This is a genomic window from uncultured Campylobacter sp. (assembly GCF_937980635.1).
Classification (GTDB): Bacteria; Campylobacterota; Campylobacteria; order Campylobacterales; family Campylobacteraceae; genus Campylobacter_B.
Genome location: NZ_CALJPG010000024.1, coordinates 81494 through 107567, shown reverse-complemented (window position 1 = coordinate 107567; position 26074 = coordinate 81494). Strand labels below are relative to the sequence as shown.

19 protein-coding genes and 6 tRNA genes are annotated in these 26074 nt (G+C 48.4%); 11 read left to right on the top strand and 14 right to left on the bottom strand.

The window, feature by feature from the left end; genetic code table 11:
• Positions 1–114: 114 nt before the first annotated feature.
• Both Q0460_RS07655 and Q0460_RS07650 read left to right on the top strand, forming a co-directional pair.
• On the top strand, positions 115–969 hold the full coding sequence (locus Q0460_RS07655; RefSeq protein ID WP_299086206.1) for an aldo/keto reductase: 855 nt from the start codon (positions 115–117) through the stop codon (positions 967–969).
• Positions 970–1224: 255 nt separating this feature from the next.
• Positions 1225–1875 carry a thiol:disulfide interchange protein DsbA/DsbL gene (locus tag Q0460_RS07650; protein ID WP_299086205.1) on the top strand — a complete coding sequence of 217 codons (651 nt, stop codon included), beginning with the start codon at positions 1225–1227 and terminating at the stop codon, positions 1873–1875.
• Between the two features lie 332 nt (positions 1876–2207).
• On the opposite strand, the gene Q0460_RS07645 is transcribed toward Q0460_RS07650, so the two are convergent.
• Genes Q0460_RS07645 through Q0460_RS07630 form a run of 4 tightly spaced genes read right to left on the bottom strand, consistent with a single transcriptional unit; the run spans position 2208 to position 5874 of the window.
• Positions 2208–2894 (bottom strand): response regulator, encoded by a 687-nt coding sequence (locus tag Q0460_RS07645; RefSeq protein ID WP_299086204.1) that lies wholly within the window; start codon positions 2892–2894, stop codon positions 2208–2210.
• 1 nt (position 2895) lies between these two features.
• On the bottom strand, positions 2896–4545 hold the full coding sequence (locus Q0460_RS07640) for a sensor histidine kinase (protein WP_299086203.1): 1650 nt from the start codon (positions 4543–4545) through the stop codon (positions 2896–2898).
• 39 nt (positions 4546–4584) lie between these two features.
• Positions 4585–5208, bottom strand: a complete 624-nt coding sequence (gene dsbI / locus Q0460_RS07635) for a protein-disulfide oxidoreductase DsbI (RefSeq protein ID WP_299086202.1) — start codon at positions 5206–5208, stop codon at positions 4585–4587.
• Between the two features lie 9 nt (positions 5209–5217).
• Positions 5218–5874 (bottom strand): thiol:disulfide interchange protein DsbA/DsbL, encoded by a 657-nt coding sequence (locus Q0460_RS07630; RefSeq protein WP_299086201.1) that lies wholly within the window; start codon positions 5872–5874, stop codon positions 5218–5220.
• Between the two features lie 234 nt (positions 5875–6108).
• On the opposite strand from Q0460_RS07630, the gene Q0460_RS07625 reads away from it, so the two are divergent.
• Complete coding sequence (locus tag Q0460_RS07625) at positions 6109–7956, top strand: aryl-sulfate sulfotransferase (protein ID WP_299086200.1); 1848 nt, start codon at positions 6109–6111, stop codon at positions 7954–7956.
• Positions 7957–8419: 463 nt separating this feature from the next.
• On the top strand, positions 8420–8611 hold the full coding sequence (locus Q0460_RS07620; RefSeq protein ID WP_297915975.1) for a hypothetical protein: 192 nt from the start codon (positions 8420–8422) through the stop codon (positions 8609–8611).
• A gap of 598 nt (positions 8612–9209) precedes the next feature.
• Here Q0460_RS07620 and menA read toward each other — a convergent pair.
• The gene (menA, locus tag Q0460_RS07615) at positions 9210–10112 is read right to left on the bottom strand and encodes a 1,4-dihydroxy-2-naphthoate octaprenyltransferase (RefSeq protein ID WP_299086199.1); all 903 of its coding nucleotides are present in this window, start codon (positions 10110–10112) and stop codon (positions 9210–9212) included.
• A 174-nt stretch (positions 10113–10286) separates the two neighbouring features.
• On the opposite strand from menA, the gene Q0460_RS07610 reads away from it, so the two are divergent.
• Positions 10287–11117: a pyridoxamine kinase gene (locus Q0460_RS07610; RefSeq protein ID WP_299086198.1), complete on the top strand. Its 831-nt coding sequence runs from the start codon at positions 10287–10289 to the stop codon at positions 11115–11117.
• Positions 11118–12002: 885 nt separating this feature from the next.
• Here Q0460_RS07610 and hcp read toward each other — a convergent pair.
• Positions 12003–13331: a hydroxylamine reductase gene (gene hcp, locus Q0460_RS07605; RefSeq protein WP_299086197.1), complete on the bottom strand. Its 1329-nt coding sequence runs from the start codon at positions 13329–13331 to the stop codon at positions 12003–12005.
• Between the two features lie 477 nt (positions 13332–13808).
• Here hcp and Q0460_RS07600 point away from each other — a divergent pair, with 477 nt between their 5' ends.
• A complete protein-coding gene (locus Q0460_RS07600; protein WP_299086196.1) occupies positions 13809–17075 on the top strand; it encodes a S8 family serine peptidase in 3267 nt (1088 codons plus the stop codon).
• 480 nt (positions 17076–17555) lie between these two features.
• On the opposite strand, the gene Q0460_RS07595 is transcribed toward Q0460_RS07600, so the two are convergent.
• From Q0460_RS07595 to Q0460_RS07565, 7 genes are all read right to left on the bottom strand, one after another.
• Positions 17556–17630 (bottom strand) — tRNA-Asn (locus Q0460_RS07595).
• Positions 17631–17644: 14 nt separating this feature from the next.
• A tRNA-Leu gene (locus Q0460_RS07590) sits at positions 17645–17729 on the bottom strand.
• 49 nt (positions 17730–17778) lie between these two features.
• Positions 17779–17855: transfer RNA gene (locus tag Q0460_RS07585), tRNA-Arg, on the bottom strand.
• 15 nt (positions 17856–17870) lie between these two features.
• Positions 17871–17947: transfer RNA gene (locus Q0460_RS07580), tRNA-Arg, on the bottom strand.
• A 6-nt stretch (positions 17948–17953) separates the two neighbouring features.
• Positions 17954–18030: transfer RNA gene (locus Q0460_RS07575), tRNA-His, on the bottom strand.
• A 5-nt stretch (positions 18031–18035) separates the two neighbouring features.
• Positions 18036–18112, bottom strand: a tRNA-Pro gene (locus tag Q0460_RS07570).
• A 74-nt stretch (positions 18113–18186) separates the two neighbouring features.
• Positions 18187–18816, bottom strand: a complete 630-nt coding sequence (locus Q0460_RS07565; RefSeq protein WP_299086195.1) for a non-canonical purine NTP pyrophosphatase — start codon at positions 18814–18816, stop codon at positions 18187–18189.
• A gap of 105 nt (positions 18817–18921) precedes the next feature.
• Here Q0460_RS07565 and Q0460_RS07560 point away from each other — a divergent pair, with 105 nt between their 5' ends.
• From Q0460_RS07560 to Q0460_RS07540, 5 genes are all read left to right on the top strand, one after another.
• Positions 18922–20220, top strand: a complete 1299-nt coding sequence (locus Q0460_RS07560; RefSeq protein WP_299086194.1) for an MFS transporter — start codon at positions 18922–18924, stop codon at positions 20218–20220.
• Entirely contained in the window at positions 20217–21428 is a 1212-nt protein-coding gene (locus Q0460_RS07555; RefSeq protein ID WP_299086193.1) for a molybdopterin molybdotransferase MoeA, read from the top strand. Before Q0460_RS07560 ends, Q0460_RS07555 begins: the two co-directional genes overlap by 4 nt.
• 355 nt (positions 21429–21783) lie before the next feature.
• Complete coding sequence (locus tag Q0460_RS07550) at positions 21784–22296, top strand: DNA-deoxyinosine glycosylase (protein WP_299086192.1); 513 nt, start codon at positions 21784–21786, stop codon at positions 22294–22296.
• A 472-nt stretch (positions 22297–22768) separates the two neighbouring features.
• Positions 22769–23980, top strand: a complete 1212-nt coding sequence (locus tag Q0460_RS07545; protein ID WP_299086191.1) for a toxin-antitoxin system YwqK family antitoxin — start codon at positions 22769–22771, stop codon at positions 23978–23980.
• Positions 23981–25167: 1187 nt separating this feature from the next.
• Positions 25168–25317 (top strand): hypothetical protein, encoded by a 150-nt coding sequence (locus Q0460_RS07540; RefSeq protein ID WP_299086190.1) that lies wholly within the window; start codon positions 25168–25170, stop codon positions 25315–25317.
• Positions 25318–25341: 24 nt separating this feature from the next.
• Here Q0460_RS07540 and Q0460_RS07535 read toward each other — a convergent pair whose 3' ends face one another.
• Positions 25342–26073 carry a superoxide dismutase gene (locus tag Q0460_RS07535; RefSeq protein WP_299086189.1) on the bottom strand — a complete coding sequence of 244 codons (732 nt, stop codon included), beginning with the start codon at positions 26071–26073 and terminating at the stop codon, positions 25342–25344.
• Position 26074: the final 1 nt, after the last annotated feature.

The window sequence follows — 26074 nt, the reverse complement described above, 5'->3', positions numbered from 1 at the left end:
TTGAAATTTGGCTTTTAAATTTCACCTACTGCTTTGGTGTGGATAGAATTTTGCAAATTAAGCGCGAAATTTTAAATTTTTATGTAAGATGAATTTTTTAGCAAAGGAGCTAAAATGGAATTTGTAAGCTTAAATGACGGCAATAAGATGCCGGTTTTGGGATTTGGCGTATTTCAGGTAGATCCGAAAGAGACGCAAAGATGCGTTGAGGATGCGATCTCGGTCGGCTACCGCAGCATTGATACGGCAAAGGCGTATTTCAATGAAGAAAGCGTTGGTGCAGCAATTAAGACGGCTCTTGCAGGCGGGTTAAAGCGCGAGGAGCTGTTTATCACTACTAAGCTTTGGATCAGCGACGCAGGTGAGGAGCGCGCGCTAAAGGCCTTTGATGCGTCGATGAAAAAGCTAGGGCTTGACTACCTCGACCTTTATCTTATCCACCAGCCATATGGCGATATTTATGGCTCATGGCGAGCGATGAAACGTTTGCGCGATGAGGGCCTTGTTCGCTCTATCGGCGTTAGCAACTTCTACGCCGATCGGATCGTCGATCTGTGCGAAAATAGCGGCGTCATCCCTGCCTTAAACCAGCTTGAGTGCCATCCATTTTATCAGCGTGAAGCATTAAAGCGCACGCTTGAGGATTACGGCATAGCATTTGAATCGTGGGCTAGCTTTGCCGAGGGCAAAAATGATATATTTAAAAACGCCGTGCTAAGCGGTATCGGTGAAAAATATGGCAAAAGCTCGGCTCAGGTTATTTTGCGCTGGTTAATCCAGCGTGGTATCGTCGTCATTCCAAAGAGTGTAAAAATAGAGAGGATGAAGCAAAATTTCGACATTTTTGATTTTACGCTTGCGCCTGATGATATGGCTGCCATTGCTGCGCTTGATACAGGTAAGACGCTATTTTTTGATCACGCAGATCCTGAGCGCGTAAAGTGGATAATCCATGCCTTTGATAAGTAAAATTTATTAAATTAAAGCGGATTGCATGCTTTAAAATTAAGCTGCGAGCGTGCAATCCTTGCTATTAAATTTGAGCTTGAGCGAGATCAGAGATAGAGCTTGCGGCGATAAATTAGCCCGCTTGCTCAAGCGGCGTGATGGCGTAGCCTGCTATTTTATATATTTTCTGTGGGAGCCGCCTTGCCTTTGTCCGCTTTAATCTCAAATTTACCCTTTATTTTATACAATCTTTGAAATTTACCGCAAAGGAATTTTATGAAAATCGCTAAATTTTTAAGAATTTTAGCCGCCGTTTGCTTGCTTGGCTCGGGTGCAAACGCGCTAGAGGTGGGAGTTAATTATCAAGTGCTACAAAAGCCGCTAAACGTGCCGAAAAACAGCGTCGTTAAAATTTTTAACTACGAGTGTCCGCACTGCTATGCGTTCGACAGGACGGTCACACCACAACTGATGAAAAAGCTTGAGGGGACGGAGTTTTTGCCGTGGCACCTAAAGACCAAAGGCGTGTTCGGACAGACGGCGAGCGGTGTATTTGCAGCGCTCATCGTGCTTGATGAAAAAGACGATGTGAGCCTGCTAAGCGATGAGTCAAAATTTAAAAAGGCGAAATTTGCGATTTACAAAGCGATCCACGACAAAAAGGATGATTTCGGCGGCGGTAGCGACAAACAAAGGTTCATCAAAACTGCGTTGGATGCTGCAGGCGTGAGCATGAGCGAATACGAAGCCGCGCTTGCTAGCAAAAAGGCGCAGGCTCTGCTCGCGCAATGGGACGCGGGCTACGAAGTCGCAGTGATTTCGGGCGTGCCGGCATTTGTCGTCAGTGGCAAGTATCTCTTAAACACGGCTTCGTTCGGCTCCGTCGATGAAATGGCCGCCGCGGTAAAAGAGCTGCTGGCGAAATAGGTCTTGTCGCGTTAAATTTAGCCGCGCCAAAGCAAGTTTCGTTTTATGCACCGCGTTAAATTTGGCGGCGGGGCTTTCAGTAAATTTTATCGCTAAGTCGTGCGGAACGATAACTACTAAATTTTACGTTTTCAAGGCACAGATCTCGGCGAGTAAAATTTGAGCTAAAATTTACAAATTTGACTTGAAATTTAGGTGCAAAAAGTTAAGGCGAAGTATTTTTGTCATAGACGAGGCGGATGAGCAAGGGCAAAGGAGCGTATAATATAATACGCGACTGCAGCCCGTAGCGAAATCCAACGAAGTATAGGGCAAAAAGCCAAGCCGCAAAGTTAAATTTGATCGCCGCTTAGCATTATGTATCCGCTCTCGCTGATATTTTTAAATTTAACCCCCAGCTCCCGCTTCAGCCTCAGCACGACGTTTTGTATCGCGCCCTTGCTCGTTTGCTCGCCCTCATAGACGAACTCCTCGATCATCTCGTAGCTCACGAGTTTGTTTAGATTGTATGCAAAGAGCCAAAAGAGCTTGTTTTGCAAAAATGATAGATAGATCTCCTCGCCGTTTTTGTAGATCTTTTCTTTGGTGAGATTTATGCTCGTTTGCGAGCCCAGACGCACGAGCTTTTCGTCCTTTTCGTAGGTTAGAGCTACGAGCAGACGGCAAAGCGCGGCGATATCGACGGGCTTTTTTAGAAACGACGCCGCGCCGTGCTCAATGCTTTTAATGAGGTTGTCGTCGGTGTCGTAGGAGGTAAAGACGATAAATTTTTGCGCCGGTTTGATGCGCATCATCTCCTTCATCATCTCAAAGCCGTTCATCGCGGGCATGTGGATATCGGTGATGACGACGGCGGGGGCTAGCTTTTTAAAGCGCTCTAGCCCCTCCAGCCCGTCGCCCGCGCCCCAGACGCTTAGGCAGTAGGGCTTTAGCCCGCCTATTAGCAGCTCCCTTGCGATCTCGTCGTCCTCGACGATGAGGACGGTTAGGTCTTTAAGCAGCTTTAAATGCTCTTGCATCTCACTCCTTTAAATTTATCTCAAAGCTCAGCTCAAACGTCGTCGGATCGCCCGCGCTTAGAAGCCTAATGTCGCCTGAAAGCTTTTCGTTTGCTAGCTTTTTGCCAAAATACAGCCCGATGCCACTTCCTTGCTTTTTGGTAGTTTTTGGCTGGGTTAAAATTTTATCCCGAGCCGCCTTGCTCACGCCGCTGCCGCAATCTGTGACGGCTATCTTGCACATGCCGTTTTCAAATTTGACGTCCAAAAAAACCTGCCGCTTGGCGATCTGCTCTTTGTATCGCTCCACGACCGCGTCCTTAGCGTTGTGAATGAGGATGAGTAAAATTTGCTGCACGATGCCCATGCGCTGCGTGGCCTCTTCGTCTTTAAACTCGCGCAAGCTTACTGAGACGTTTGCCTTGCTAAGCTCGGTGTGCATGAGCTTTAGCAGGTCTTTGATGCAGCGCTGCACGCTAAATTTTTGCGGAGCGTCGCTGCTTTTATAAAAATTTCTAAAAATCTCGATCGTATCGCTTAAAAGCACGGTCGCGGCCTGCCCCTTTTGCAGCATATGCTCTAGCGTGGCGGCGTCTAGTTTGCCGTCTTTTTGTAGCATAAGTAGGCTTGAGATCATCAAATTTAGCGAATTTACCGGCTGGATAAACTGATGATTTATGCCGCTGATTAGCTCGCCTGCCTCGCTCATACGCGCTTTGTGCTTGAGCAGGGCTTCATAGTCGTCTTGCAGGTTTTTGATTTTTGAGTACATAAAGTTATGTAAGAAATTTGCCACCAGCGCCAGCGCCGCGAACGCAAAAAGCAGGATGAGAGCATTTTTTAGTACGGAGTTAAGCAGCGCGGCGAGCTCTTTTTCATTATCCGTTCCTGCGCCGATGAACCAGTTTAGCGTGGGGATCTCGGCGACGGAGATGAAATTTGAGCCGATATTTAGGCTCGTGATATCTTCGTCACGTAGAAAAAGCTCTTTAAATTTATCCTCGATCTGCTTTTTTAGCGCCGCGTCCTTCATCGGCGTTAAAATTTCGCCGCCGTGCGTGACGATAAAGGCGTAGGTATCGGGCGCGAGTTTAAATTTTTCCATATTTTTTAGTATATTTTGCAGCTTCACCACGCCGCAAAACACCCCCGCAAACGAGCCTCCGTCCAGCACGGGCACGCATAAATTTAGCGTCGGCTCGCCCAAGGTTTTATGGCGCTGCATAAAATTTACCGTGGGCGCGAGTGTGTTTTTGGTCTCTTCAAACCACACAAGCCCCGTGCGAAGGCTCTTTGGCATCGCTTCATTGTCGCCCAGCTCCTTGCCGTCCACGAAGATCTCCCCGTCCTCGCGCAAAAACTGCAAAGCGTCGAATTCCGCGGAGTTTTCTTTAAAAAGCCGTATGAAGCCGCCGAGCTTTTCGTCGTCTCGTATCGCGCCTGCGTTTTGCATAAATTTAGCCGCGCGCACCAGAGAGTGCAGCCGCTCATCCAGCCAAAACGAGAAATTCCCGACCATATTTTCGCTAGCGGCGATCTTGTTTTTATCCGCGAGCGTCGTGATCTGCGCCTTGGCGTCCTCGTAGTTTTTCACGCCCAAAAGCACCACGGAAAGGCTTGCGAAAATGATGATGAAGTAGATTTTAAAATTATGTTCGCGTAAGGCTTTCATGCGGCGAGTATAGCAAAATCGGTCTAAATTTAGACCGATTTAAGCTTTTTTGAGGGTTAAAATTTTGCAAACGAACATCGCGGCGAGCACGACGAAGCAGACACCAAAGCCGATGAGCGTGCAGTCGGCCATCGACATAAATTTGATTGATGGGATCAGGTACCAGCCGTCCTGATAAAGGTCCACGAGATACTTCTGAAAGTCGCTTAGCGTGACGCCCTCGGGCACCAGCGGACTGTCGTAGCCGCAGTCGCCAGTAGGCAAAAACCAATCGGGCGCCCACCGCTCAAGCGGCAAGCCGAACGGATAGTGCGGCTCGGTCGAGCAGCCCTGCACGCCGAACGGATCGTCGCCATGCACGGCGTCGTGGATCTTGGCGAGTTTTACGCTATACATTATGCCCTGAATCGCGCCCCAAAAGGCTAACAGGTAGCCAAGTGCCGCGAGGAGCAAATTTTTGGGATTTACGATCGCGACCAGGCCTCCTAGCGCCATGCACAAAAAGGCAAAGCGGATATAGACGCACTGCTCGCAAGGCGGCATATAGACGTAGTTTTGAAACAGCGAGTGCGCGAGGATAACAAGCCCCGCGCTCACTGCTACGAGGATCGCCCACGGCAGACGGCTATCTGCGAATTTCGCTATTTTTTCCGCAAATTTCATGCCTGCGCCCTATTTTTTGAGCAGCTCTTCAATTAGCTGCGCCATGCCGTCGATTGAGCTGATGGACTTCGTCATTATGAGGTATTTGCCGTTTACGACAAACGCCGGCACGCCCTGGATCTTGGCTACGTCGTAGCTCTCGTCCCATTTTTTAAGCAGTTCGGCGACCTTTGGGTCCTCTAGCTTTTTTTGATAGTCCGCTTCGCTGATACCCGCCGCATCAAGCCCCGTCTTTAAAAACGCAGCCTCGTCCTTGCCGTCGCTCCAGCGCTGCTTTTGATCGTGATAGGCTTTGTAGTAGGCAAATTTAGCCTTTTTAAACAGCGAGTTTTTATCTAGCAGACTCACGCCTTTTTCCTCGTCCATCACGACTAAGACGGCAAAAATTTTACTCGCCGCCTCGCCGTATTCGCCTTTGGTTTTTAGATGAAACGGCACGTATTTTAGCCCCGCGACCTTTTCTAAGACCTTCGGCGTTACGGTTTTGTCGTATTTGTAGCAAAACGGGCATGCGTAGCTAAAGACCTTAACTAGAGTGTTTTGCTCCACGGATAGCGGCTTTTCGAGCTTTACGTAGTCCTCGCCCTCGGTAAACGCGGCTGCGCTAAGGGCGCCAAACATCGCTACGGCTAAAAAGCCTTTGCTAAATTTAGAAAGTAGATTCATGGAATGCTCCTTAAAATGATTTTGTTTGCGTTAATTTTATATTCTCTCGCCGCCGCAAAACTCACGCTAAGATAAATTTTAGATTAAATTTATAAAATTTCGACTAAATTTTGGCGCAAAAGCTAAAATTTGAAATTATTTTTTATAATTAAGCAAGTTTTAATAAACGCGTGATTTCTACGTTAGCGAGGTTGATTAAAATTACGGTATCAAATCAATTCAAAGGAGAATAAGATGAAGCGAACTCTTTCCTCATTTGCGCTAGCTGTGGCGCTTTTAGGCGGTCTAAGCACGGCCGCGCTAGCTATCGGCGGACCTAGCGGTGCGCACATCGACTACGGCATCCCTGGCAAGATCGGCGAAGTGGTCGTAAACCCATACGACATCGCGCCACTAACGGCGGTCATCAAAAACGGCGGCTACACGCTAGCAAACGCGAAAGTCACCATCGTGCCAAAACCGGGCGGTCAAGTTATCAGCTATAAGGTCGCCGACAAGCACCTTCGCACGCACGGCGGAATCCCGGTTTTTGGGCTCTACCCAGACTATCAAAACACCGTCGAGGTCGAGTACGATAAAATTTACAAGGGCCAAACCGAGCACATAAAAGAAACCTATAAAATTTACGCTCCGGCGATTTATCTAGAAAGCTCGGGCATGCCGTCTCAAAAGGGCGCGCTGTTTGATAAAATCGAAGTCGTGAAGGCTCCGAGCGCTAAATTTGCTAACCGCCTCTACTACGTAAATAACTTCGTAAATAAAACCGGCAAGGGCACCAAAGTCGTGTGGAACAACCCCGCAGGCGGCGCGATCGAGTGGAACTACAGCCCCAATAACTTCATCCTAGACACCAAAGGCGAAGTGCGCTGGTACCTGGAGCCGAGTAAAATTTACGACCTCAAACAGCCCTTTAGCGCGGGCGTCATGATGGGCTTTAAACAAAACGACGACGGCGCGATGACGTGGGGATATGGCCAAAGATACGCAAAATACGACATAATGGGGCGCGAAATCTTTAACCGCGAGCTGCCTGCGGGCTACAACGACTTCTCGCACTCTATGGACGTAGCGCAAAACGGGCACTATTTCCTGCGCGCGGCAAATGCCAACTATAAACGCGCCGACGGTAAAAACGTCCGCACCGTGCGCGACGTCATCGTCGAGGTCGATCGCGACGGCAACGTTGTGGATGATTTTAGGCTATATGAAATTTTAGATCCGTACCGCGACATCGTGCTAAAAACTCTCGATCAGGGCGCGGTGTGCTTAAACATCGACGCTAGCAAGGCGGGCCACACCGCGAGCACGGACGAACTAGCCGCGATGGATACGAACGAAAAATGGGGCGACATCGTGGGCTCGGGGCCCGGACGCAACTGGGCACACGTAAATAGCGTGGATTATGATCCAAGCGACGATAGTATCATCATCTCCAGCCGCCACCAAGACGCCGTCATCAAGATCGGCCGCGACAAAAAAGTCAAATGGATAATGGGCGCGCACAAAGGCTGGAAGGATCAGTTTAAGGGCTACTTGCTCCAGCCGGTAGATAAAGACGGCAAAAAGATCGTCTGCGAGGACGAGTACTCAAAATGTCCGGGCTACGAGAGCGAGAAGGGTGGATTTGACTGGCAGTGGACGCAGCATACGGCATTTAGAATCGATAGCAAGTCTAAAAAGGGCGTCGTCTATCTAACCGTCTTTGACAACGGCGACACCCGCGGCATGGAGCAGCCTGCGATGGCGGGTATGAAATACTCCCGCGCGGTCGTCTATAAAATCGACGAGAACGCTAAGACCGTCGAGCAGGTCTGGGAATACGGCAAACAGCGCGGCAGCGAGTGGTACAGCTCGGTTACTTCGCTAGCGCAGTATCAAGACGACCTTGATAGCGTGATGGTTTACTCGGCGGTCGCGGGCATGCAGTTTGACATCGCCAAAGGTCGCCCCGTCGGCGTGCCTAGCCCGCATATCGACGAGTTTGAATGGGGCGCAAAAGAGCCGTCAATCGAAATAAAAATGACTAACGCGATGGGCTATCAGGCGTTTCCGTTTAGCCTAGAAAAGGCGTTTGAGAAGTAAAATTTTAAAATTTAGCGGCCGTATTTCGAGCGCGGCCGCTTTTGTTTTAGATTATGGTCAAATTCTACACATCTACTCGATAGAATTTCATCCGAATTTGCTAAATTTTATCCCTCGGTACGGCAAAATTTAGCCGAAAACATAGCTCTTTATTCTAGATAAAATTTAATCATCGGATTTGCGATTTCGCGCTCTGCTTTTGCTATAATTTCGCTCTGCTAAAATTAATAAGCGTTATTTCGGTATAGACGAGGTAGCGCACGGTTTGGATGAAATTTGCATCCCGATTGAGGGCGGGGGACGACGGGTATGAGGTTAATGCGCCCAAAGGATATTCGTGCGGCAAGGCGGCGCAGCAAAGGAGAAAGAGTGGAAAAATCTAGAAAAAAGGAACTCAAAAAGCTAGCGGCGTAGTGGCAGCGAGATGCATTTGAAAAGAGCCTGTCTATGAATAGGGCGGAGTTTGAGGGGCTATTTGAGTTCTTGGGCTAGAGCTTGGCGCATCGCGACTGCGACGGCACGCATAGGCTCATACTGGATTTTGCGAGCTCGCCGCGTGCCGAATGAGGCGGCGGTTTTGGACTTTTGCGAGCAAAACGGCGGATATTGCGACCGCGAAGTTCTAAACAACGTGCAAAATTGCTTCGAATTTTAAGGGGCTATGTGCAGAAAGACATGGTTTTGCAAGCATCGTTTCAAAAAGGCGGTGCGTAAAATTTAGTAAAATTTTAGCGGCGCGAGGGCTCAAAATAGGGCTAAAGCAATCAAAGCCGAAGGGATGGATAAATTTTAGAATGTGTGAGGGCTTAAAAGTAGGGCTAAAGCAGCATTTGCGGTGCGAGCTGCCGCCCGTGCAATAAGCATAAAACTTACCGCGCCAAACACGCGGGTCGTTTGTAGAATTAATGCTCTAGTTTTTAAATTTGACGCAAAAGTCGGGCGACCTGCCGTCAAAACGGCAATTAAAGCATGGTGTGATGGGGCTTGTATGGACTTAAGAGCGGTATTTCGCTTAATTTAACTATACAAGACGGCGCGGAGATCTGGAGTTTGCCCCCTTAAATTTGATTGCGGTAGCTATCAGGCGGACAGAGATATGCTATGGACGTTTTCATTGAGCGAGCTTGCCGCAGACGCTTTGCTGTGCGACAAGCAGGTTGATTGCAAGATTAGGAGAACTCGCACAAAGCGCTTTTGCGCGAGAGGACTTTGCTGCGGTGCCGACGTAAATTTTATCTGCGCGGCGTTTAAAATTAACCCAAAATTTCCCCGACAAAAAACAGCGCCGACATCGTAAATGTGCTGAGCGCGACGACCTTTAGCTGCCCGTCGAAATCGCGACACTCCCGCACTTTCGATACGAAAAATAGATGCCTGATAAGCGGCGCAAAGCTAACTGCGTAGAGTAGTTTTACGCCCGGCTCGCCCCGCAAAAGCGAGTAGCATAGCATCAGACTCGCTCCGCCCGCGATCAGCGCATAGTGGTAGCGCTTGGCTACGCGCAGTCCGATGCGAACGGGGATCGTGTGTTTGCCCTTGAGCGCGTCGTTTTGGATATCGCGCATATTGTTTAGATTTAGCACGGCAGTGCTTAGTATACCGCACGCGCACGCCGGCAGCAGCAGCGCCGCATCAAGCGAGCGTGCGTATAAAAAGTACGAGCCCAGCACGCTCAAAAGCCCGAAAAACAAAAACACGAAAATATCGCCAAGCCCCTTGTAGCCGTATGCGCCGGCTCCCACGGTGTAGCGGATCGCGGCATATATAGACGCGCCGCCCAGTGCCAAAAATAGCAGCACGAGGTAAAATCGCTCGCCAAATGCCAAAACGCTTAGCGCGAGGCTCGAAAATGCAGAAAGTAGCGCCGTAGCGACGATGACGCGCTTCATCTCGGCCGCACTCATCTGCCCCGTTTGGATCGCGCGGCGCGGCCCCAGCCTACCATCGTCGTCGGTGCCCTTTACCGCGTCGCCGTAGTCGTTGGCGTAGTCGCTTAGCACCTGAAACAGCAGCGTCGTAAGCAGCGCCAGTGCGAAAATATCCGCTCTAAACGCGCCCGCACCGTATGCCGCACCGCTGCCAAGCAATACGCCCGAGACGCTAAGCGGCAGCGATCTAAGGCGAGCTGATGCGTAAAGAGCCTTTGCGGTTATCATTTTTTGCCTTTTGTTGATTTTTAGAGCCGAATTTGCGGCGAACCCGAGATAAAATTTAGCGGAAAAACGCCAAAAATAATATAAATTTAGACTATTCGTAGAGTAAATTTTATTTAAATTCGCCTTTTTAATATAAATAGCGGTAAAATAGAGCCAAAAATTTTAGGAATTGTGATGAAAAAAGTTCTTACCGTTCAAGATATATCCTGCGTGGGCAAGGTTTCGCTGACCGTCGCCTTGCCGATACTAAGCGCGATGGGGATGAGCACAAGCGTGATCCCTACGGCGGTTTTATCGATGCATACGGGCTTTTCGGGCTACACCTTTTGCGATCTAAGCTCTCAAATACGCGCGATCATGGCGCACTGGAAAGACCGCGGAGTGGTATTTGACGGCATCTACACGGGCTTTTTGGGCTCGGCGGCACAGATCGAGATTATGAGCGAGCTATTTGCGAGCTTCGGCGGCGCGGGTAAGACCATTTTGGTCGATCCTTGTATGGGCGATAACGGCGTGTTTTATCCGGGCTTTAACGAGGATTTTGCCCGCATGATGGCGCTTCTGTGCGCTCAAGCCGACGTCATCACGCCCAATATCACCGAAGCCTGCGCGATCACCGGTGTGCCATACCGAGAGGGGGCGGATAGGGATTTTATCATGGATCTGCTTGCAAGGCTTCGAGAGCTGGGCGCTAGGCAGGTTATTTTAAAAGGCATCGGCTACATCGCCGATCAGTGCGGGGTTTTCAGCTACGATGCGCGCACGGGTAGGACGAATGAGTATTTTCACGAGCTGCTGCCGGTTAAATTTAACGGCACCGGCGATATTTTCGCAGCCGTAGCCTTCGGCGCGATAATGCGCGGCAAGTCGCTAGAAACGGCGGTTCGAATCGCTGCGGACTTCGTCGTAAGCACGATCAAGGAGACAATGAGCGACGAGGAGCGCAAGGACTATGAAGGGGTCGATTTCGAAGCGATAATTCCCGAGCTGGTGAGGAAAATCTAAGTTCTAGACGGATTTGGAACTCGCCGCGCGGACAGAGGATTTGTGGGAGAGCTTTAAAATTTTACCGCAAAAGGAAATTCCTAAATTTCATCTGCGGCGTGAAATTTTAAAATTTCAAAATTATGTGTCGTGTGGGGCATGGAATTTTATAGGCGACGTGGAATTTTAGAATTTATGCATTGCACGGGCTTATAATTTTATCTCCTGCATAAAATTTTAAAATTTGCACCGAAGTAAAGATGCGAAATTTATCGCTAGCACGGAATTTTAAACGCAAGGCTACAACGAATTTATCTGCTTGTGAGCTTGAACTGCATTTTGAAGTTTTGCACAAAATATGCTTAAAATTTTATTCCCACAAGCCGTGCGCCATGCACTTATAAAATAATTTCAAAATTTATGAGTAAAATTTAGATTAAAATCCGTATTTAAATCCCGATTAAAAATCCTGTGAAAATACTATATTTATTTAAAATTTTAATGGCACTAAATTGCAATATCTGATAGCGAAAAATGAGATAATACGGAAAATTTTATGCAATATCAAGCATCAATGAGGCACACCATAGGATTACTATAAGCGGAAGCGATGCGGATAAGATAAATACTTGCACAGAAAAAGAAGGATTGTAATAGCAAAGACGATTGGAATTCGAATGTGTAAAAAAACACTTAATTAAATTTTTCTAAGCATTTAGTGAGATTATGAAATTTTAAAATTTAAATTAAGAAGGACGGCATAGTCGTAAAATTTAAATATGAGCGTTGCGTAAAATAGCCGCGGAGCGGATCGGCTAGCTTCGCTAAAAGCGGCGTATAAAGGGTAAATTTAAAATCGGAGCTTTGCCGAATTTTAAATTTACCCGATTTGCCTCTCTATGAAATTTATTCACCCAGGAAGTATTTCAGATCCGCCTGCGCGTCGCCGCTGATTAGGCGAAGGCCGAAATTTTGCACCAAAAAGCCCAAAATTTCGTCGTTGAAAAACTCAGGCACCGTAGGGCCCACGTTGATGTTCTTAACGCCTAGGCTAAATAGCGCAAGCAGGATGATGACCGCCTTTTGCTCCATCCACATCAGCACGATCGAGACTGGCAGATCGTTTACCGCGATGCCCGTAGCCTCGCTAAGCGCCAGGGCGATCTTGACCGCGCCGTTGCTGTCGTTGCACTGGCCAAGGTCGATATAGCGCGGAAGCTCGGTGCCGGGCACGTTTCCGAAATCCACGTCGTTGAAGCGGAATTTGCCGCAGCTAGAGGTCAAAATCACGCAGTCTTTCGGCAGGCTAAGCGCTAGCTCGCGGTAATACTCGCGTCCTTTGCCCGGCGCGTCGCAGCCTGCGATGACGAAAAAGCGGCGGATTTTGCCCGATTTGATCGCGTCTAAAATTTGCGGCGCAAGGCTTAAAATCGTCTTGTAGTGTCCGCCCGTCACCAAGCTCTCGTCGCTGTCCATGCTCACGTCGCCGCACGCAAGCGCGCACTCGATGAGCGGCGTAAAATCGTCGTTTTGGATATGCTTGATCCCGTCTGTGCCAGCGATAGAGTAGCCAAACAGCCTGTCTGCGTAGCTACAGGACGAGCGAAGTGGCACGATGCAGTTCGTGGTCATCAAAATCGCGCCTTTAAATTCGTTAAAAAGCTTCGTCTGATCGAACCACGCCTTGCCGACGTTGCCCTTTAGGTGCGGATACTTGCGAAGCTCCGGATAACCGTGCGCAGGAAGCATCTCGGAGTGGGTGTAGATGTTGATGCCCTTGCCTTCGGTCGCTTTTAGTAGCGCCTCAAGAGCGTGCAGGTTGTGTCCGCTGACCAAAATCGCCTTGCCCTCGACCTTGTTTTGACTAACCTTAACCGGGGTCGGTACGCCGAATTTTGCGGTATGCGCCTCGCTTAAGATATCCATCATCTGCACGCCCGCGCTTCCGACGGCCATCAGCTGCGCGATATGCTCGTCAAAGTTAAAATTTGAGTTCGTCAGCGTGAAATACAGCGTGTCCGCCATAACGGTATCGACCGCGCTAGTATCGGCGCCGAGCTCACGGGCGTGGTGGCGGTAGGCGCTAAGGCCCTTAAGTCCGAAAACCATAGTGTCTTGAAGCAGGCTTAATGTGGAATTTTTGCCACAGGTACCGCGGTCTTGGCCCTTGGCGCCGCAGCCCTCGGGCGCACTCATTTGGCACTGATGACAGAACATCTCTAGATTGTCGCTCATAGAAATCCTTTATAAAAAATTTAGTTGGTAATTTTAAGATTTTATTTAGGCAAAAAAATTGATTATAATCAATAAATGGCTAAATTTTATCAAAGTTGCTCCTAAAATGAGAACGATTTGAAATTTAAATCTTTGCGGCATGCGGTGCAAATAGCGCAACGAGCGTGCTGCTGTGAAGCAAACGCCTATAGCTGTATACTATCGCGAAGTAAACGCTTACGACTAAATTGCTGCCGAGCACGCGATTTTGCGACGATACACTCTCCTCTAGTCGAGCGTTTTAAGTAAAAGCGTATTTAAGCCGACCTAAACGCGGCTCTGCATTATATTCTAGCACTTAATCGGAATCTACGATATGGGTTTAAATATAAGTAAATTATTATAAAATCTTTAAAATATTTAATTAAATTTTCATTTAAAGGTTATTATAATTAAACAATTTTTTTATAAAAACCAAACCATAAAGAAAGGGATCGTATGAGAAAGTTAAATTTCAAAGGAGCCCATGTGTTGTCTGCAGCAGTTTGCGCCGTGTTATTTACAAATGTCTGTGAAGCACAGTATATAGAACCCGGCAAAGTAGGCGATATAAAAAGCTGGGAGACGGACGAGTATAAAGCATACTGGGGTCCAAGTAGCATGAACGCATCGGTAGCCTACGCCAAAGGTGCCACCGGTAGAGATGTAAAACTGGGCGTAGTCGATTCGGGCATGCTTTTAAGTCATCAAGAATTCGCAGGAGGCAGGGTTACGGGGGCGACCGCGAAGGGCGAGTACTCCAAAGACGGCATGCGTTACCCAGACGCAGAATTCGGCAACGCGCCCTTTAAACAAAAAGGCAGCGACGAAAAAGACAAGACGGACAAGGGTGAATTCAAAAAAGGACAAAAATTTGAAACTAACGGCGATTGGATAGCCGGCATAAACGACTCACACGGTACTCACGTAGGAGGCACAATAGGGGCAAATCGCGACGGAAGCGGCACGCACGGAGTGGCATGGGAGTCGAGATTATACTCGGGAAATACAGGCGGAAACGACGGCATGACCTACGGCCCAAATCAAGACTACGGATACTTCTACGCCGTATATAACGAGCTTGCTAAATCGGGCGTAAGAGCGATAAATAATAGCTGGGGATCAAACAGAAGAGTAAATTCCTCCTATCCGGGCGCGGAAGGTTACAGCGGGATTCCCGGTACGGCGGCTAATCCTATTAAGCCTAATCATCATCTATACCTCAAAGATATAGATACCGCTAAAAAAGCTTATTATCAATTTGTAGTGGATGGCCAAAAAAGCTTCATAGACGCCGCATACGAAGTCGCTAAAAAATACAGAATAATCCAAGTCTTTACCGCGGGCAATAGAGACGGCATGGAGGAGTCCTACACAAGGGCGATGCTGCCGTATTTTCGCCCCGATGCGGAAAAGCTATGGCTAAACGTAACGGGACAAACTGACGGCAATGCCCAAAGATTTAATACCGCGGGAGATTCTAAATGGTGGACCATAGCGGCACCCGGAGTAAAGATAAAATCCTCTATCGTAGATGTCAAAACAGGCAAGGCGGGATACGCTTCTTGGGGTGGCACGTCGATGGCAGCGCCTCACGTAACGGGAGCCTTGGGCGTTATAATGTCTAGATATAGCTATATGACAAACGAGCAAGCAAGGGATGTCTTATTAACGACGGCGAGACAGACGAAGTATTCGTTCAAAAAGAATGATATCAGCAAGCTTTCGGGCTGGACGAGCGAGCTTGGAGTGCCCGATAAAAGATGGGGCTGGGGCATAGTAGATCTCGGCAAGGCAATGTTCGGACCGGGTCAGTTTCTAGGGAAATTTGACGTAAATATGGACGTAGACGACGTCTGGTCCAATGACATCTCTGACAAGGCGATAAAATTTAGAAAGACCGATGACGATGCGGATGCGGCGGCTTGGGCGGTGCGCAAAGCACAGCTCGATGCTAAGGGCGGAAATTTAACCGCAGAAGAAAGAGTCGAATACAATGTAGAGCTAGCCAGAGAGCAAGCGCGAGCGCATAGAGCGGCGGAAGGCTATAAAGGAACGCTGATAAAAAGAGGCGGCGGCACGCTAACGCTTGCGGGCGATAACACCTACAGCGGCGATACGATCATAAAAGGCGGGCAGATTACGGCGCTAAATCAGTCTTTAAAAAACAGTAAGGTGACCGTAGAAAACGGCGGCGCCTTGAAGATTAAAAAGAGCCTAACCATCCAAGAGGTCAAAACCGACGTATTCAATAAGCCGAAAGAATTCGTAAATAAAACTAGAACCGCCACCTCAGATACCGTCACGGCGACGATAAAGCAAGGTGGCAGATACGTCGTATCGCACGCGGGTATAGTCGGCATGTCTTCGGCAGGAGCTTCTAATTTGAACCTCACGTTTGAAAAAAATTCCATCGTAGATCTAGAAAATCCTCTTTTTGAAGATGCGCAAAAGATATATAAAGACCCCGCAAAATCGAAGAAGTACTGGGTAGAGGGCAGCTTCAGAGGCTACGATCAGACGATCCTAGGAAAATACGCGTTTTTTGATTTAGTAAGAAATTTTAGCGACTCCAAGCTGGAGCTTACTTTCAAAAAGGGCAGCAAGGGCATGGTAGATTTCGCAAAGGGCAAAAATCAAAAACTGATCGCCGCCGCGATAGAGGGCTCGAGCAATCAGCCCGCTCTAATGAGCGTTTTTAGAAGCAGGCCTGCGGTGCGAACGAGCGATCTATATAGAAATTTCATCTTCGCTACGCCGCAGCAAGCCGCCGATACGTTAAAAACGTTCGCGAACGAGGCAAATTTCGTCGCGCAAAACGCGGCCGTGATCGATAACGTACTGATCCGAAACGCCGTCTTAAGCCGCAAAAGAAATTTTAACGCGCTAAGCATGGACGAGGAGACGGGGATCAACTTCTGGGCGAACACCGCGGGAAACGTCATGAAATTTAGCTCGGATGAGGGAAGTGAAAATTTCAAATCCACCTCCGTGACGCAGCTCGTCGGCCTAGACGGTGCGTTGAGTGAAAACTTAAGACTGGGAGCTGTAGTGGGCGTGGGAAAAACCAAGACCAAAGAAGACGGCAGCAAAGAGTTTGATCACACAAACAGACATGCGGGACTTTACGCGCAAGTTGGCTTAGAAACCGTCAAATTTGATCTAGGCGCCGTATATACGGATATAAAACGCAAAAAAACCGGCAGCTCCACGATAGTGCAATACACCGCTAATAATGGCGCTAAGAGCAATGAAAAGCTCATAAATATGTTTGCTAGCGCGACATACGGCGGCTTTAACGGCGAAAATTTCGAGATAAATCCCTATTTGGGCGTCTCTCGCATCTACGCTAGAACGGGCGGCATGAGCGAAAATGTGGGTCCGTTCGTGATGAGCACGGATAAAAAATCTAGAAACATGAATATCCTAACGGCGGGCATCAGTCCGAGCGTGCCGTTTAAAATAGGCGGCATGAGCTCGTCCGCACAGCTCGATCTAGCCTACAATAGATTTTTCGGCGACACGAGACCGGGCGCGGGAGTGGATGTCGCAAACGCAGGATACGTGGATCTAGAGGGCGAAGAGCTTAGAGACTTCGCCACCGTGGGTGTGGGTGTGGAGACTATGATATTTAAAAACGCGAGCTTTATGCTATCGTATACTGGCGCGTTCGGAAACGACGTGAAATCAAATAGCCTAAACGCCAAGATCGAAGTTTCGTTTTAACCCGCTTCGCCCAACTGAAAAGCGGCGCAAATTTTAAAGCCTTCAAAAGCAAAGCGGCAGGCTAGAGTAAAATTATTTTAGCCTCCGCGGCGCTAAATTTTAAAATTTAACTGTAGCATTATAATAAGCAATTGCTAGATAGCCATATCTGGGTAGCTAAAAAAGGCTTAAAAACCCATTTTCTATGTAATTGTGACATAAGCTATTTCGTCAAAACAGAATGCCTTAGCCCATCAGGCATCTTTGCAGGCGGAATGATCAAAAATGTAGATTAAATAAATTCAACTACACATCCTGTCCGCACAACGATTTTTGAAATTTCATATGGGCGAATTTTACTAGTTCATTACTACTTTGAAATCAAAAAGCGACTTTTGTAGAGAATATTTTAGCTTTACTTGTATTTAAATTTAGGATAGGAATATAACCAATAACAAATGCATTCGAATATCGATAAATTAAAATAGTTTTGAGGACAAGTGGCTCCGGATGCTGGATTCGAACCAGCGACCAAGCGGTTAACAGCCGCCTACTCTACCGCTGAGCTAATCCGGAACGCGTAGAATGGATGGTGCGGATGAAAGGACTTGAACCTTCATGCCGTGAGGCGCCAGATCCTAAGTCTGGTGTGTCTGCCAATTTCACCACATCCGCAAAAAAGAAAGCGTATATTAGCCAAAAAGCTCTTAATATGAGCTTAATATGGTACGCCCAAGAGGATTCGAACCTCTGGCCTACGGCTTAGAAGGCCGTTGCTCTATCCAACTGAGCTATGAGCGCAAAATATCAAATCAGTGGTACGCTCGAAAGGAGTCGAACCTTCAACCTACAGATCCGAAGTCTGTTGCTCTATCCAATTGAGCTACGAGCGCATAAAGTGGGGTGAGTTGTGGGAATCGAACCCACGACCCTCAGGACCACAATCTGATGCTCTAACCGACTGAGCTAAACTCACCACAATGGTCGGAGCGAAAGGATTCGAACCTTCGACCCTCTGGTCCCAAACCAGATGCGCTACCAGCCTGCGCTACGCTCCGAAGATTTTCGTGGATTGAATGAAAAGCGTATTATATATATTTTTTCTTAAATTCCGCTTTTTGCGACTTTAAATTTAATGAAATTTAGCAAGTCTCATCTGTTTTTCTAAATTTTTCAACAAAATTCGCATCAGCGCCAACCCCTTCGTGCGGTGTGAAATTTTAAATTTCACCGCAGCGGGCAGCTCCCCAATCGTGCGGTCAAATCCGCGCGGAATAAACATAAAATCATATCCAAATCCGTTTTGCCCGCGCTGCTGCGTTATCGCCGTGCCATGCATAAAGCCATGCGTGCAAAACTCGCCCAAATCGCATTTTAGCGCGATCGCTGCGGTGTAATGCGCGGATGAGGAGTCTAAATTTAAAGCCCTCAGCTCGCTTGCTAATTTCTCGCGATTGCTCGCATCCGTTGCACCCGCTCCGCTAAAGCGCGCCGAAAATATCCCCGGAGCCCCGCTTAATGCATCCACGCAGATACCACTATCATCACTTAGCACGAAAAATTCGCTCTGCAAATTTTTACTTTTTAGCGCCTCGTGCACTGCGCGAACTTTAATAAGCGCGTTTTCTTTAAAGCTCGTGCCGCACTCGTCGATCTCAAAAGGATCGAGCACCTCGCCGAGCGCACACACGTCGTATTCCGTGAAAAATTCTTTTATCTCTTTTACTTTATTTTTATTACTCGTCGCAAGTAAAATTTTCATCCTCGCTCCTTAAATTTAAGCCGCCATTTTACCCAAAATCAAAGAATTCGTTACGATTTTTGGCTATAATCGGCGCAAATTTCATATTATTTGAGGTCTAAGATTATGCTAAAAAGCGTCCTTCCGCTTAGTTTTATCATCGCTACGAGGTTTTTTGGATTATTTATTTTACTGCCCGTGCTTAGCCTGTACGCATTGAGCTTGCACGGCGCAAACGAAAGCCTAGTGGGGCTACTTTTTGGAATTTACGCGATTATGCAAGTGATTTTGCAAACGCCATTTGGAGTGCTAAGCGACAAGATCGGGCGCAAGAAAACCCTTGCGATAGGGCTGGCGCTTTTTATCGTGGGCGCTTGCGTTTGCGCGGCGAGCGAGAGCATTTATACGATGATTTTTGGGCGCTTTTTGCAAGGCTGCGGTGCTGTAGGAGCCGTAGCTACCGCACTAATTAGCGATTTTACGCGAGAGGAAGAGCGCGGCAAGGCGATGGCTGTAATGGGCGCGATGATAGGCGTGAGCTTTGGCGTAGCAATGATTTTAAGTCCGCTTTTAAGCGCCAAATTTGGACTTGCCAGCCTATTTCATCTAAGTTCGGCGCTTACGCTTTTATGTTTGGTGCTGCTTTTTTTCGTAGTACCTACCGAACCGCATATCCGCTCCCTGCGCCAAAAGGTCCCGCTCGGCTCACTTTTGAGTGACAAAAATTTAATGCTTATGAATTTAACGAATTTTTTTCAAAAAGCTTTCATGACGGCAGCGTTTTTTCTAATTCCAATTTTGCTCGTGCAAAAATTCGGACTTTCCAAAAGTGATTTGACTAAAATTTATGCTCTAGGCGCGGTCTTTGGCTTTACTGCGATGGGCGCGAGCGGTGCTTTAGGTGAAAAGCGCGCGCTAGCTAAGCAAATTCTACTTATCGGCATTTGCTTTTTCATCGCTTCGTATTTGATTTTTGCGTTTGCTAGCGGAGCGAGCGCTTTCGTGGTGGGCGTGATGCTCTTTTTCGTGGGATTTAACGCGCATGAACCCATTATGCAAAGCCTTGCGTCCAAATTTGCCAAAGTCGCTCAAAAAGGCGCCGCACTTGGGATTTTTAATTCGTTCGGATTTTTTGGCAGTTTTTTGGGCGGGCTATGCGGCGGCGCACTTTTTGGCAAAATCGGCATTGAAGCGCTAGGCATTGGCGTCGCGGTTTTGGGTGTGATCTGGCTTGTGCTACTTTCTAGGCTGAGCGATCCAAAACTTTTTAAGAATTTATACTTTCCTAAAGGCGGCGATTTTTCCGGACTACAGGGCGTAAAGGGCATTATTGAAATTTACGAGACCGATGGCGAACTCGTTGTGAAATTTAACTCGAAATTGATAAATGAAGATCAAATTTATAAAATCGTAGGAGGCAAATGATGGAATTTGAAAAATTTGAAAGCGCGATGGAGCGCTTCGCAAGCACGGTGCAAAAGTCCTCGCGCATCGAAAAAGTCGCGATCACGCAGGCGCTAGGGCGTATTTTAGCAAGCGACGTCGCGGCGCCTTTTAGCACTCCGCGCCGCCCGACCGCCGCGATGGACGGCTACGCGCTAAAGGGCGCGGATCTAAGAGAGAGGGCGAAATTTAAGATCGTCGGCACGACGCCTGCGGGCAAGATGCCTAGCGCCGCGGCAAAGGCGGGCGAGTGCGTCAAAACCTTCACGGGCGGGCTCATGTGCGAGGGTAGCGACACGCTTCTGCCGATCGAAAACGTGCAGGTACAAGGCAGCGAGATCGTCGTCACAAAGCCCGTTCCTGCGGGCTTTGCCGTGCGCGCGGCGGGCGAGAGCTACCGCGAGGGCGAGCTTTTACTTCGTGGCGGCACGAAGCTCGGCTTTTCGCAGATCGCGCTGCTAGCGGAGCTTGGTCTATTTCACATAAGCGTATTCGTCCGCCCAAAAGTAGCGATCCTAGCCACTGGCAGCGAGATCAAGGATCTGGGCGAAAAGCTCGAAAATGACGCTCAAATTTACAGCTCCAACCACATCGCGCTTGCAAATTTAGTAACGCAGCTGGGCTGCGAAGCGATGATAATGCCGATCGCGCGCGACGACGAAAAAGAGCTAGAAGGCGCGATCTTATCGGCTTTACAGAGCGCAGATATACTTCTAACCAGCGGCGGAGTGAGCGTCGGAGACTACGACTTCGTGCAAAGCACGCTGCAATCAAAATTTGAGCTAATCGTAAAAGGTGCAGCGATCAAACCTGGCCGCCACGTGCGCGTAGCCAAAACCGGCGAAAAATATATCTTCGCATTCCCGGGCTTCCCGCTCTCGGCGCTCATTACGTGCATTTTGTTTCTGCGCGTATATTTGCAAAGATCTTTCGGCATGCGCGAAAATACGGAATTTAGCGCGATCCTAGATCACGACTACGTAAAAAAGACGCCGTGGATGGAGTTTATGCCCGCCGTCTTGCAAAACAGAGACGGGCGGCTTTTTGTTAGCCTACAAAGCAAAAAGCAGGGCTCCAGCGCGATTTTGAACAATTTAGACGACGATAGCGTCCTGCTCGTCGCGCCGCTAGAGGTCAAAGAGCTCAAAAAAGGCGAACTCGTGCGCGTAATCTCGGTACCTAAAATTTAGCGCGCAGCGGTTCAGAGGCGATTGCGGCGGCAGCTTGTGGCGGCAGGCGGAATTTAACTGCCGCGAGGGTTAAAATTTTGCCGCTGCGAGACGTTAAATTCGGCTGCGAAAGCTCTATTTTGTGGTTTAAAAAGTTGAAATTTAGACCCAAATCGCGCGCCGAGGCGGGCTGATCAAAATTTTTACTGCACGCCGCTATACAGCGAGTGCGCTAAAATCTTTGCCGCCGCACAATTTCAGCTCCAAGCTACTTCGCGGGCGAAATTGCGAAATTTACGAGAGATAAAGCGAAAATGAAATATAAATTTTATGGCGCTCCGACGGGCGTTTTCGGCGAATACAAAGCGGGCGTAAAATGAGCCAAACCCACCCTTTTAAGCCGATTTTCGATGAGAATTCTAAAATTTTAATCCTCGGCTCCTTCCCCTCCGCCCCCTCTCGCAAGCTGGGCTTTTACTACGCAAATCCGCAAAATCGCTTCTGGCGGGTGCTAGCTCAAATTTTAAACGCGCCGCCGCCTGCGAGCACGGAGGAAAAGATAAAATTCCTGCTCGCCCGCGGCATCGCCATCTACGACGCTGCGATCTGCTGCGAAACAAAGGGCTCGAGTGACGCCAAAATGACCGCCGTCGTGCCTGCAAATTTAAAGCCGATCTTTAGTGGCGCGCGTATCGCGCAGGTATTCGCAAACGGCGGCAAGGCGCATGAAATCTGCGAAAAATACCTAAAAACTCAAATTTTAAACGCAACGGGTAAAGAGCCCGTCAAGCTGCCGTCCACGAGCCCTGTGAATGCAAATTTTAGCTTTGAAAAGCTAGTGCGCGAGTGGACGATCGTCGCAGATGTATTGAAGTACGCCGAAATTTAGCGTTCAGCTCCGTTAAACAGCGCGCGATAAGCTTGCAGGCACAGCTTGCGTGCCGAGTTAAATTTAACCGCGCCTAGCAAAAAAGTGAAATTCAAATAAAATTTACACAATCAAGTCGCAAGCGGTAAAATTTATCCGCTTAAATTTAGCCAGCCTTACGCGCATCTTACGGCAAGCGCTAAATTTAAAATTCCAAGTCGCCCGAATTACAGTAGAGATAAAATTTAATTCAAAGATGAGAACCATACCCGCGTGTGTGGCACGTCTTACGCCGCCGGCAGATAAAATCGCGCCGTAAAATTGCCGCTAAATTTAACGATCGTCGTCCAAAGCGCCCGCCAAATCCCTAAGCACTTGCTAATCCGCCAGCGCCCAAAACCAAATCCGCAGCCCAAACTCCGCGAGGATTTATCTAAAATTTAGCTTCAAATTTTAAAATTCTCTAAATTTAACCGAGCCGAAGGAAGCAAATATGAAAACCCGCAAAGCCGCGCAAAATTCGCTCAATTTGGGCTTAAATTTAATGCGAAATTTTAGCTTTCCAAGCGCATTAAAGTTCCTGCTTCTGCTTCCGTTTTTGGCGCTAGGCGCGCAAGCTCTGGAGCCAAAAATCGTAATGCAGCCCGAGCCGGTCCTGAAAAACGGTCTGTATTTCGTAGCGGACAAGCCCTATAGCGGGACGCTCAAGGTGCTGCACTATAGCGCCGAGGATCTCTACGACGTAAATTTTATGGGCGTCGTCTACCCCAGAGCAAAGCCGTTGCCGCCGACGCTTATCCGCGAGATCGACGTAAAGGACGGCACTGCGGTGCTTCAGCGCGATTACTTTGACGGCAGAGATAAGCCCTCAAACGAATATCCGCTAAAAAACGGCCTGTACGACGGCGTCGCAAAGAGCTACTACGCAGACGGCGGCGAGCTAAAGTCGCAGAGCGAATACAAAGCCGGCAAGCGCGAGGGCTTTTACAAGCTGTATTATCAAGGAAGCGGCAAGCTAAAGCAGCAGGGCACGTATAAAGCGGATAGGCGCGAGGGCGTTTTCACCGACTACTACGAAAGCGGCGAAGTAAGCGCGCGCCATACGTATAAGGGCGGGCTGCGAAATGGCAAGGACGTGGATTATTACAAAAGTGGCAAAGTGCGCGGGGAGCGAAGCTACAAAGGGGGCAAGCGGCAAGGTGTAGAGAGATGGTATCACGCAAACGGCGCGCTAAGGCAGACCGGCGCATACAAGGATGACCGCAAACAGGGCGTTTGGAAGTTGTTTTACGAAGACGGCAAGACGCGCGTAGTCGAAAATTTTAAAGACGGCGAGCGCGACGGCGCCGTGCGCGAATACTACGAAGGCGGCGCGCTGCAGGGCGAATACGAGTTTAAGCGCGACAGACAAACGGGCACGAGTAAGCAGTACTACGCAAGCGGCGCGCTTGCGGCGAAGGTAATGTTCAGAGACGGGCGCAAACACGGGCTATACGAAACATACCACGAAAACGGCGCGCTCAAGGCTAGAGTTACGTTCAAGGATGGCCTGGAGACGGGCACGGCGAAGCACTACTACGCAGACGGCAAGCTCGAAGCCGAGGGCGAGTTTGAGCGCGGCAGGCTCGTGCGCGCCAAAAAATACGACGAAAGCGGCAAACTAATCAGCGACAAATCCGATAAAAACGGGCTAGCAAGGGAGTAAAGCGGGCTAAATTTTAAAATTTTAAGCAGACGCGACTTTGAGTTTTCGGCGGCTGCAGCTTCGCGTTTTCAGTACTTACGGCTTCATGCTTTAAGCGAGCGGGATTTTTTGTTTTGATTGAGCGTGGCTTACGTCTCGGACAAATTTTGATTAGGACGCGGCTCCGCACTTTAAACAGACACGACTTTGCGCTTCGAGCGAGCATGGCTTTATTTTTGAAGTGCAGCTTAAAATTTCAATCGAGCGCAGCCTTGCGCTTTTGTTTTCGGCTTATACATACCGCGCCGTCAAATGCTGTCTTTAAATGATGTGGCTTTGTATTTGTAGAGCGGCGTGCTGCGTTTAAACGAGTAAAATTCTACGCCGAGCGGCTTTACACGGCGCGATACTGCTCGGCGCTTTAATTAACGAGGTCTCGTGCAGCGCAGCTCGTCGCACGATTTAAGCTGATGTGGCTAAAATTCCGTGCCATATTTTGGCGCACGTAGTGTGCGGGTGCGTCCGGCGTGGCATAACTTGGCTTTCGATACGGCTCCTTTTTTCAGCATGACGAGCTAACTTTGGCGCGGCACAAATTTTAAAATTTAAAGCAGAATTTCAAGCTGAAACGGCGCTAAAATTTTAACCGCCGAAAGGATAAATTCGACGATCGATTTCCGTTAAATTTAGCCCGCAAGCCGCAAGCTGTGCTATTCGGGCGTAAATTTTAAACCCGCCGCACCCCGCCTTTGGCGCAGCAAAATTTTAGCTGGCTGATATATAAAATTTGCCGACCGCTTTACTAAACAAAATTTTACGAATAGGGCATGGGTGAACAAGGCAGGGAGGCAGAGAGCGTCTCCCTATATAATTACGGAAGCAAAGAATGCGCTGCTTATTTCGGTATGAAAATTTCATGGGCTTATTTGCAACTTTAAAATTTTGCAAGATACTCGCTCGTAGCGTTAAATTTCAATACGCGGGCAGTGGAAATTTTAAGAAAGCAGAGCTAGATAAGCGAAATTTCACATAAGGTCTGTGTAACGCGGTATTTGCGCACAAGATATAAGCGCTGAAAAGGAGAAACATTCGGAATTTGGCGCGTAACGAGCGGTGAACTATAGTCAAATAAACTTCAAATTAAAAATCTTAAATTTTAATCCGCAGACGCCAAATGAGCTCAAGATCAAAATCCACGTAAATTTTATATGACGAGACAGCAAGCCTTAAGGTCTTGTGACGCCACGGGCTACGCGGCACAGTATTCTCAAGGTAAAATAACGGGCGTCAAAAGGCGAAAAATGTTTATAAATTTAGCACACGACGAGATAGCAAGCCTAGAAATTTCACAGCACTAAAGGCTGCGCGGCAAAAGCCCAAATCTACCCGCAGCAGCCGCAATCGCAGCGCGAAGATGCGGCTGGATGAAGCTCGCCGATGTAGAGCTTCACGGAGCTAAGTCCTTGCTTTTTCGCCCACGAATAGGCGTCGCTTGCGAAGTCGAAATCCGCAAAACGCAAGAAGCTCTCCACGTAGGATTTGCGCGCATTTTGATAGTCTATGTAGTAGGCGTGCTCCCAAAGATCGCAGGCTAAAAGTGGAATTTTACCATGCACGATCGGCGTGTCCGCATTTTGCGTCGTGATGATTTCTAAATTTGCGCCGCGCTCATCGCACACGAGCCAGCACCAGCCGCTGCCAAAAAACCCCAGCGCGCGTTTTAAAAACTCGCTTTTAAAATTTTCCATCCCGCCGAAAGCCTGCGCTAAAGCGTCCTCCAGCTCGCCGCTAGGCTCGCTTGGCTGTGCGATACAATCGAAGTAAAAATCGTGGTTGTAAATTTCAGAGGCATTGTTAAAAATACGGCTAAAACCTAGGCAAATTTGATAAAGCTTTGAAATTTGCGAAAACTCGCACTCCTCGCCGCGCGCCTCCCTGAAAGACTGCGTGATGATCGTAAAAAGATCCGCGTTTTGTATCGGCGTGTCCGCTATGTCTCGATTTAGGGTGGAGATGTAGTTCTCGCAAAGCCCGCCGTGGTGGAATTTCAAGCTTTGCAAGCTAGCGATTTTATTCGCGCGCGGATCGAAAGGCAGCGCCCTGGATCTAAACACT

Excerpts from the sequence above, each read along its gene's own strand:
- Q0460_RS07655 (WP_299086206.1), top strand. The coding sequence starts at position 115 with ATGGAATTTGTAAGCTTAAATGACGGCAATAAGATGCCGGTTTTGGGA.
- Q0460_RS07650 (WP_299086205.1), top strand. The coding sequence starts at position 1,225 with ATGAAAATCGCTAAATTTTTAAGAATTTTAGCCGCCGTTTGCTTGCTT.
- Q0460_RS07645 (WP_299086204.1), bottom strand. The coding sequence starts at position 2,894 with ATGCAAGAGCATTTAAAGCTGCTTAAAGACCTAACCGTCCTCATCGTC.
- Q0460_RS07640 (WP_299086203.1), bottom strand. The coding sequence starts at position 4,545 with ATGAAAGCCTTACGCGAACATAATTTTAAAATCTACTTCATCATCATT.
- dsbI (WP_299086202.1), bottom strand. The coding sequence starts at position 5,208 with ATGAAATTTGCGGAAAAAATAGCGAAATTCGCAGATAGCCGTCTGCCG.
- Q0460_RS07630 (WP_299086201.1), bottom strand. The coding sequence starts at position 5,874 with ATGAATCTACTTTCTAAATTTAGCAAAGGCTTTTTAGCCGTAGCGATG.
- Q0460_RS07625 (WP_299086200.1), top strand. The coding sequence starts at position 6,109 with ATGAAGCGAACTCTTTCCTCATTTGCGCTAGCTGTGGCGCTTTTAGGC.
- menA (WP_299086199.1), bottom strand. The coding sequence starts at position 10,112 with ATGATAACCGCAAAGGCTCTTTACGCATCAGCTCGCCTTAGATCGCTG.
- Q0460_RS07610 (WP_299086198.1), top strand. The coding sequence starts at position 10,287 with ATGAAAAAAGTTCTTACCGTTCAAGATATATCCTGCGTGGGCAAGGTT.
- hcp (WP_299086197.1), bottom strand. The coding sequence starts at position 13,331 with ATGAGCGACAATCTAGAGATGTTCTGTCATCAGTGCCAAATGAGTGCG.
- Q0460_RS07600 (WP_299086196.1), top strand. The coding sequence starts at position 13,809 with ATGAGAAAGTTAAATTTCAAAGGAGCCCATGTGTTGTCTGCAGCAGTT.
- Q0460_RS07565 (WP_299086195.1), bottom strand. The coding sequence starts at position 18,816 with ATGAAAATTTTACTTGCGACGAGTAATAAAAATAAAGTAAAAGAGATA.
- Q0460_RS07560 (WP_299086194.1), top strand. The coding sequence starts at position 18,922 with ATGCTAAAAAGCGTCCTTCCGCTTAGTTTTATCATCGCTACGAGGTTT.
- Q0460_RS07555 (WP_299086193.1), top strand. The coding sequence starts at position 20,217 with ATGATGGAATTTGAAAAATTTGAAAGCGCGATGGAGCGCTTCGCAAGC.
- Q0460_RS07550 (WP_299086192.1), top strand. The coding sequence starts at position 21,784 with ATGAGCCAAACCCACCCTTTTAAGCCGATTTTCGATGAGAATTCTAAA.
- Q0460_RS07545 (WP_299086191.1), top strand. The coding sequence starts at position 22,769 with ATGAAAACCCGCAAAGCCGCGCAAAATTCGCTCAATTTGGGCTTAAAT.
- Q0460_RS07540 (WP_299086190.1), top strand. The coding sequence starts at position 25,168 with ATGACGAGACAGCAAGCCTTAAGGTCTTGTGACGCCACGGGCTACGCG.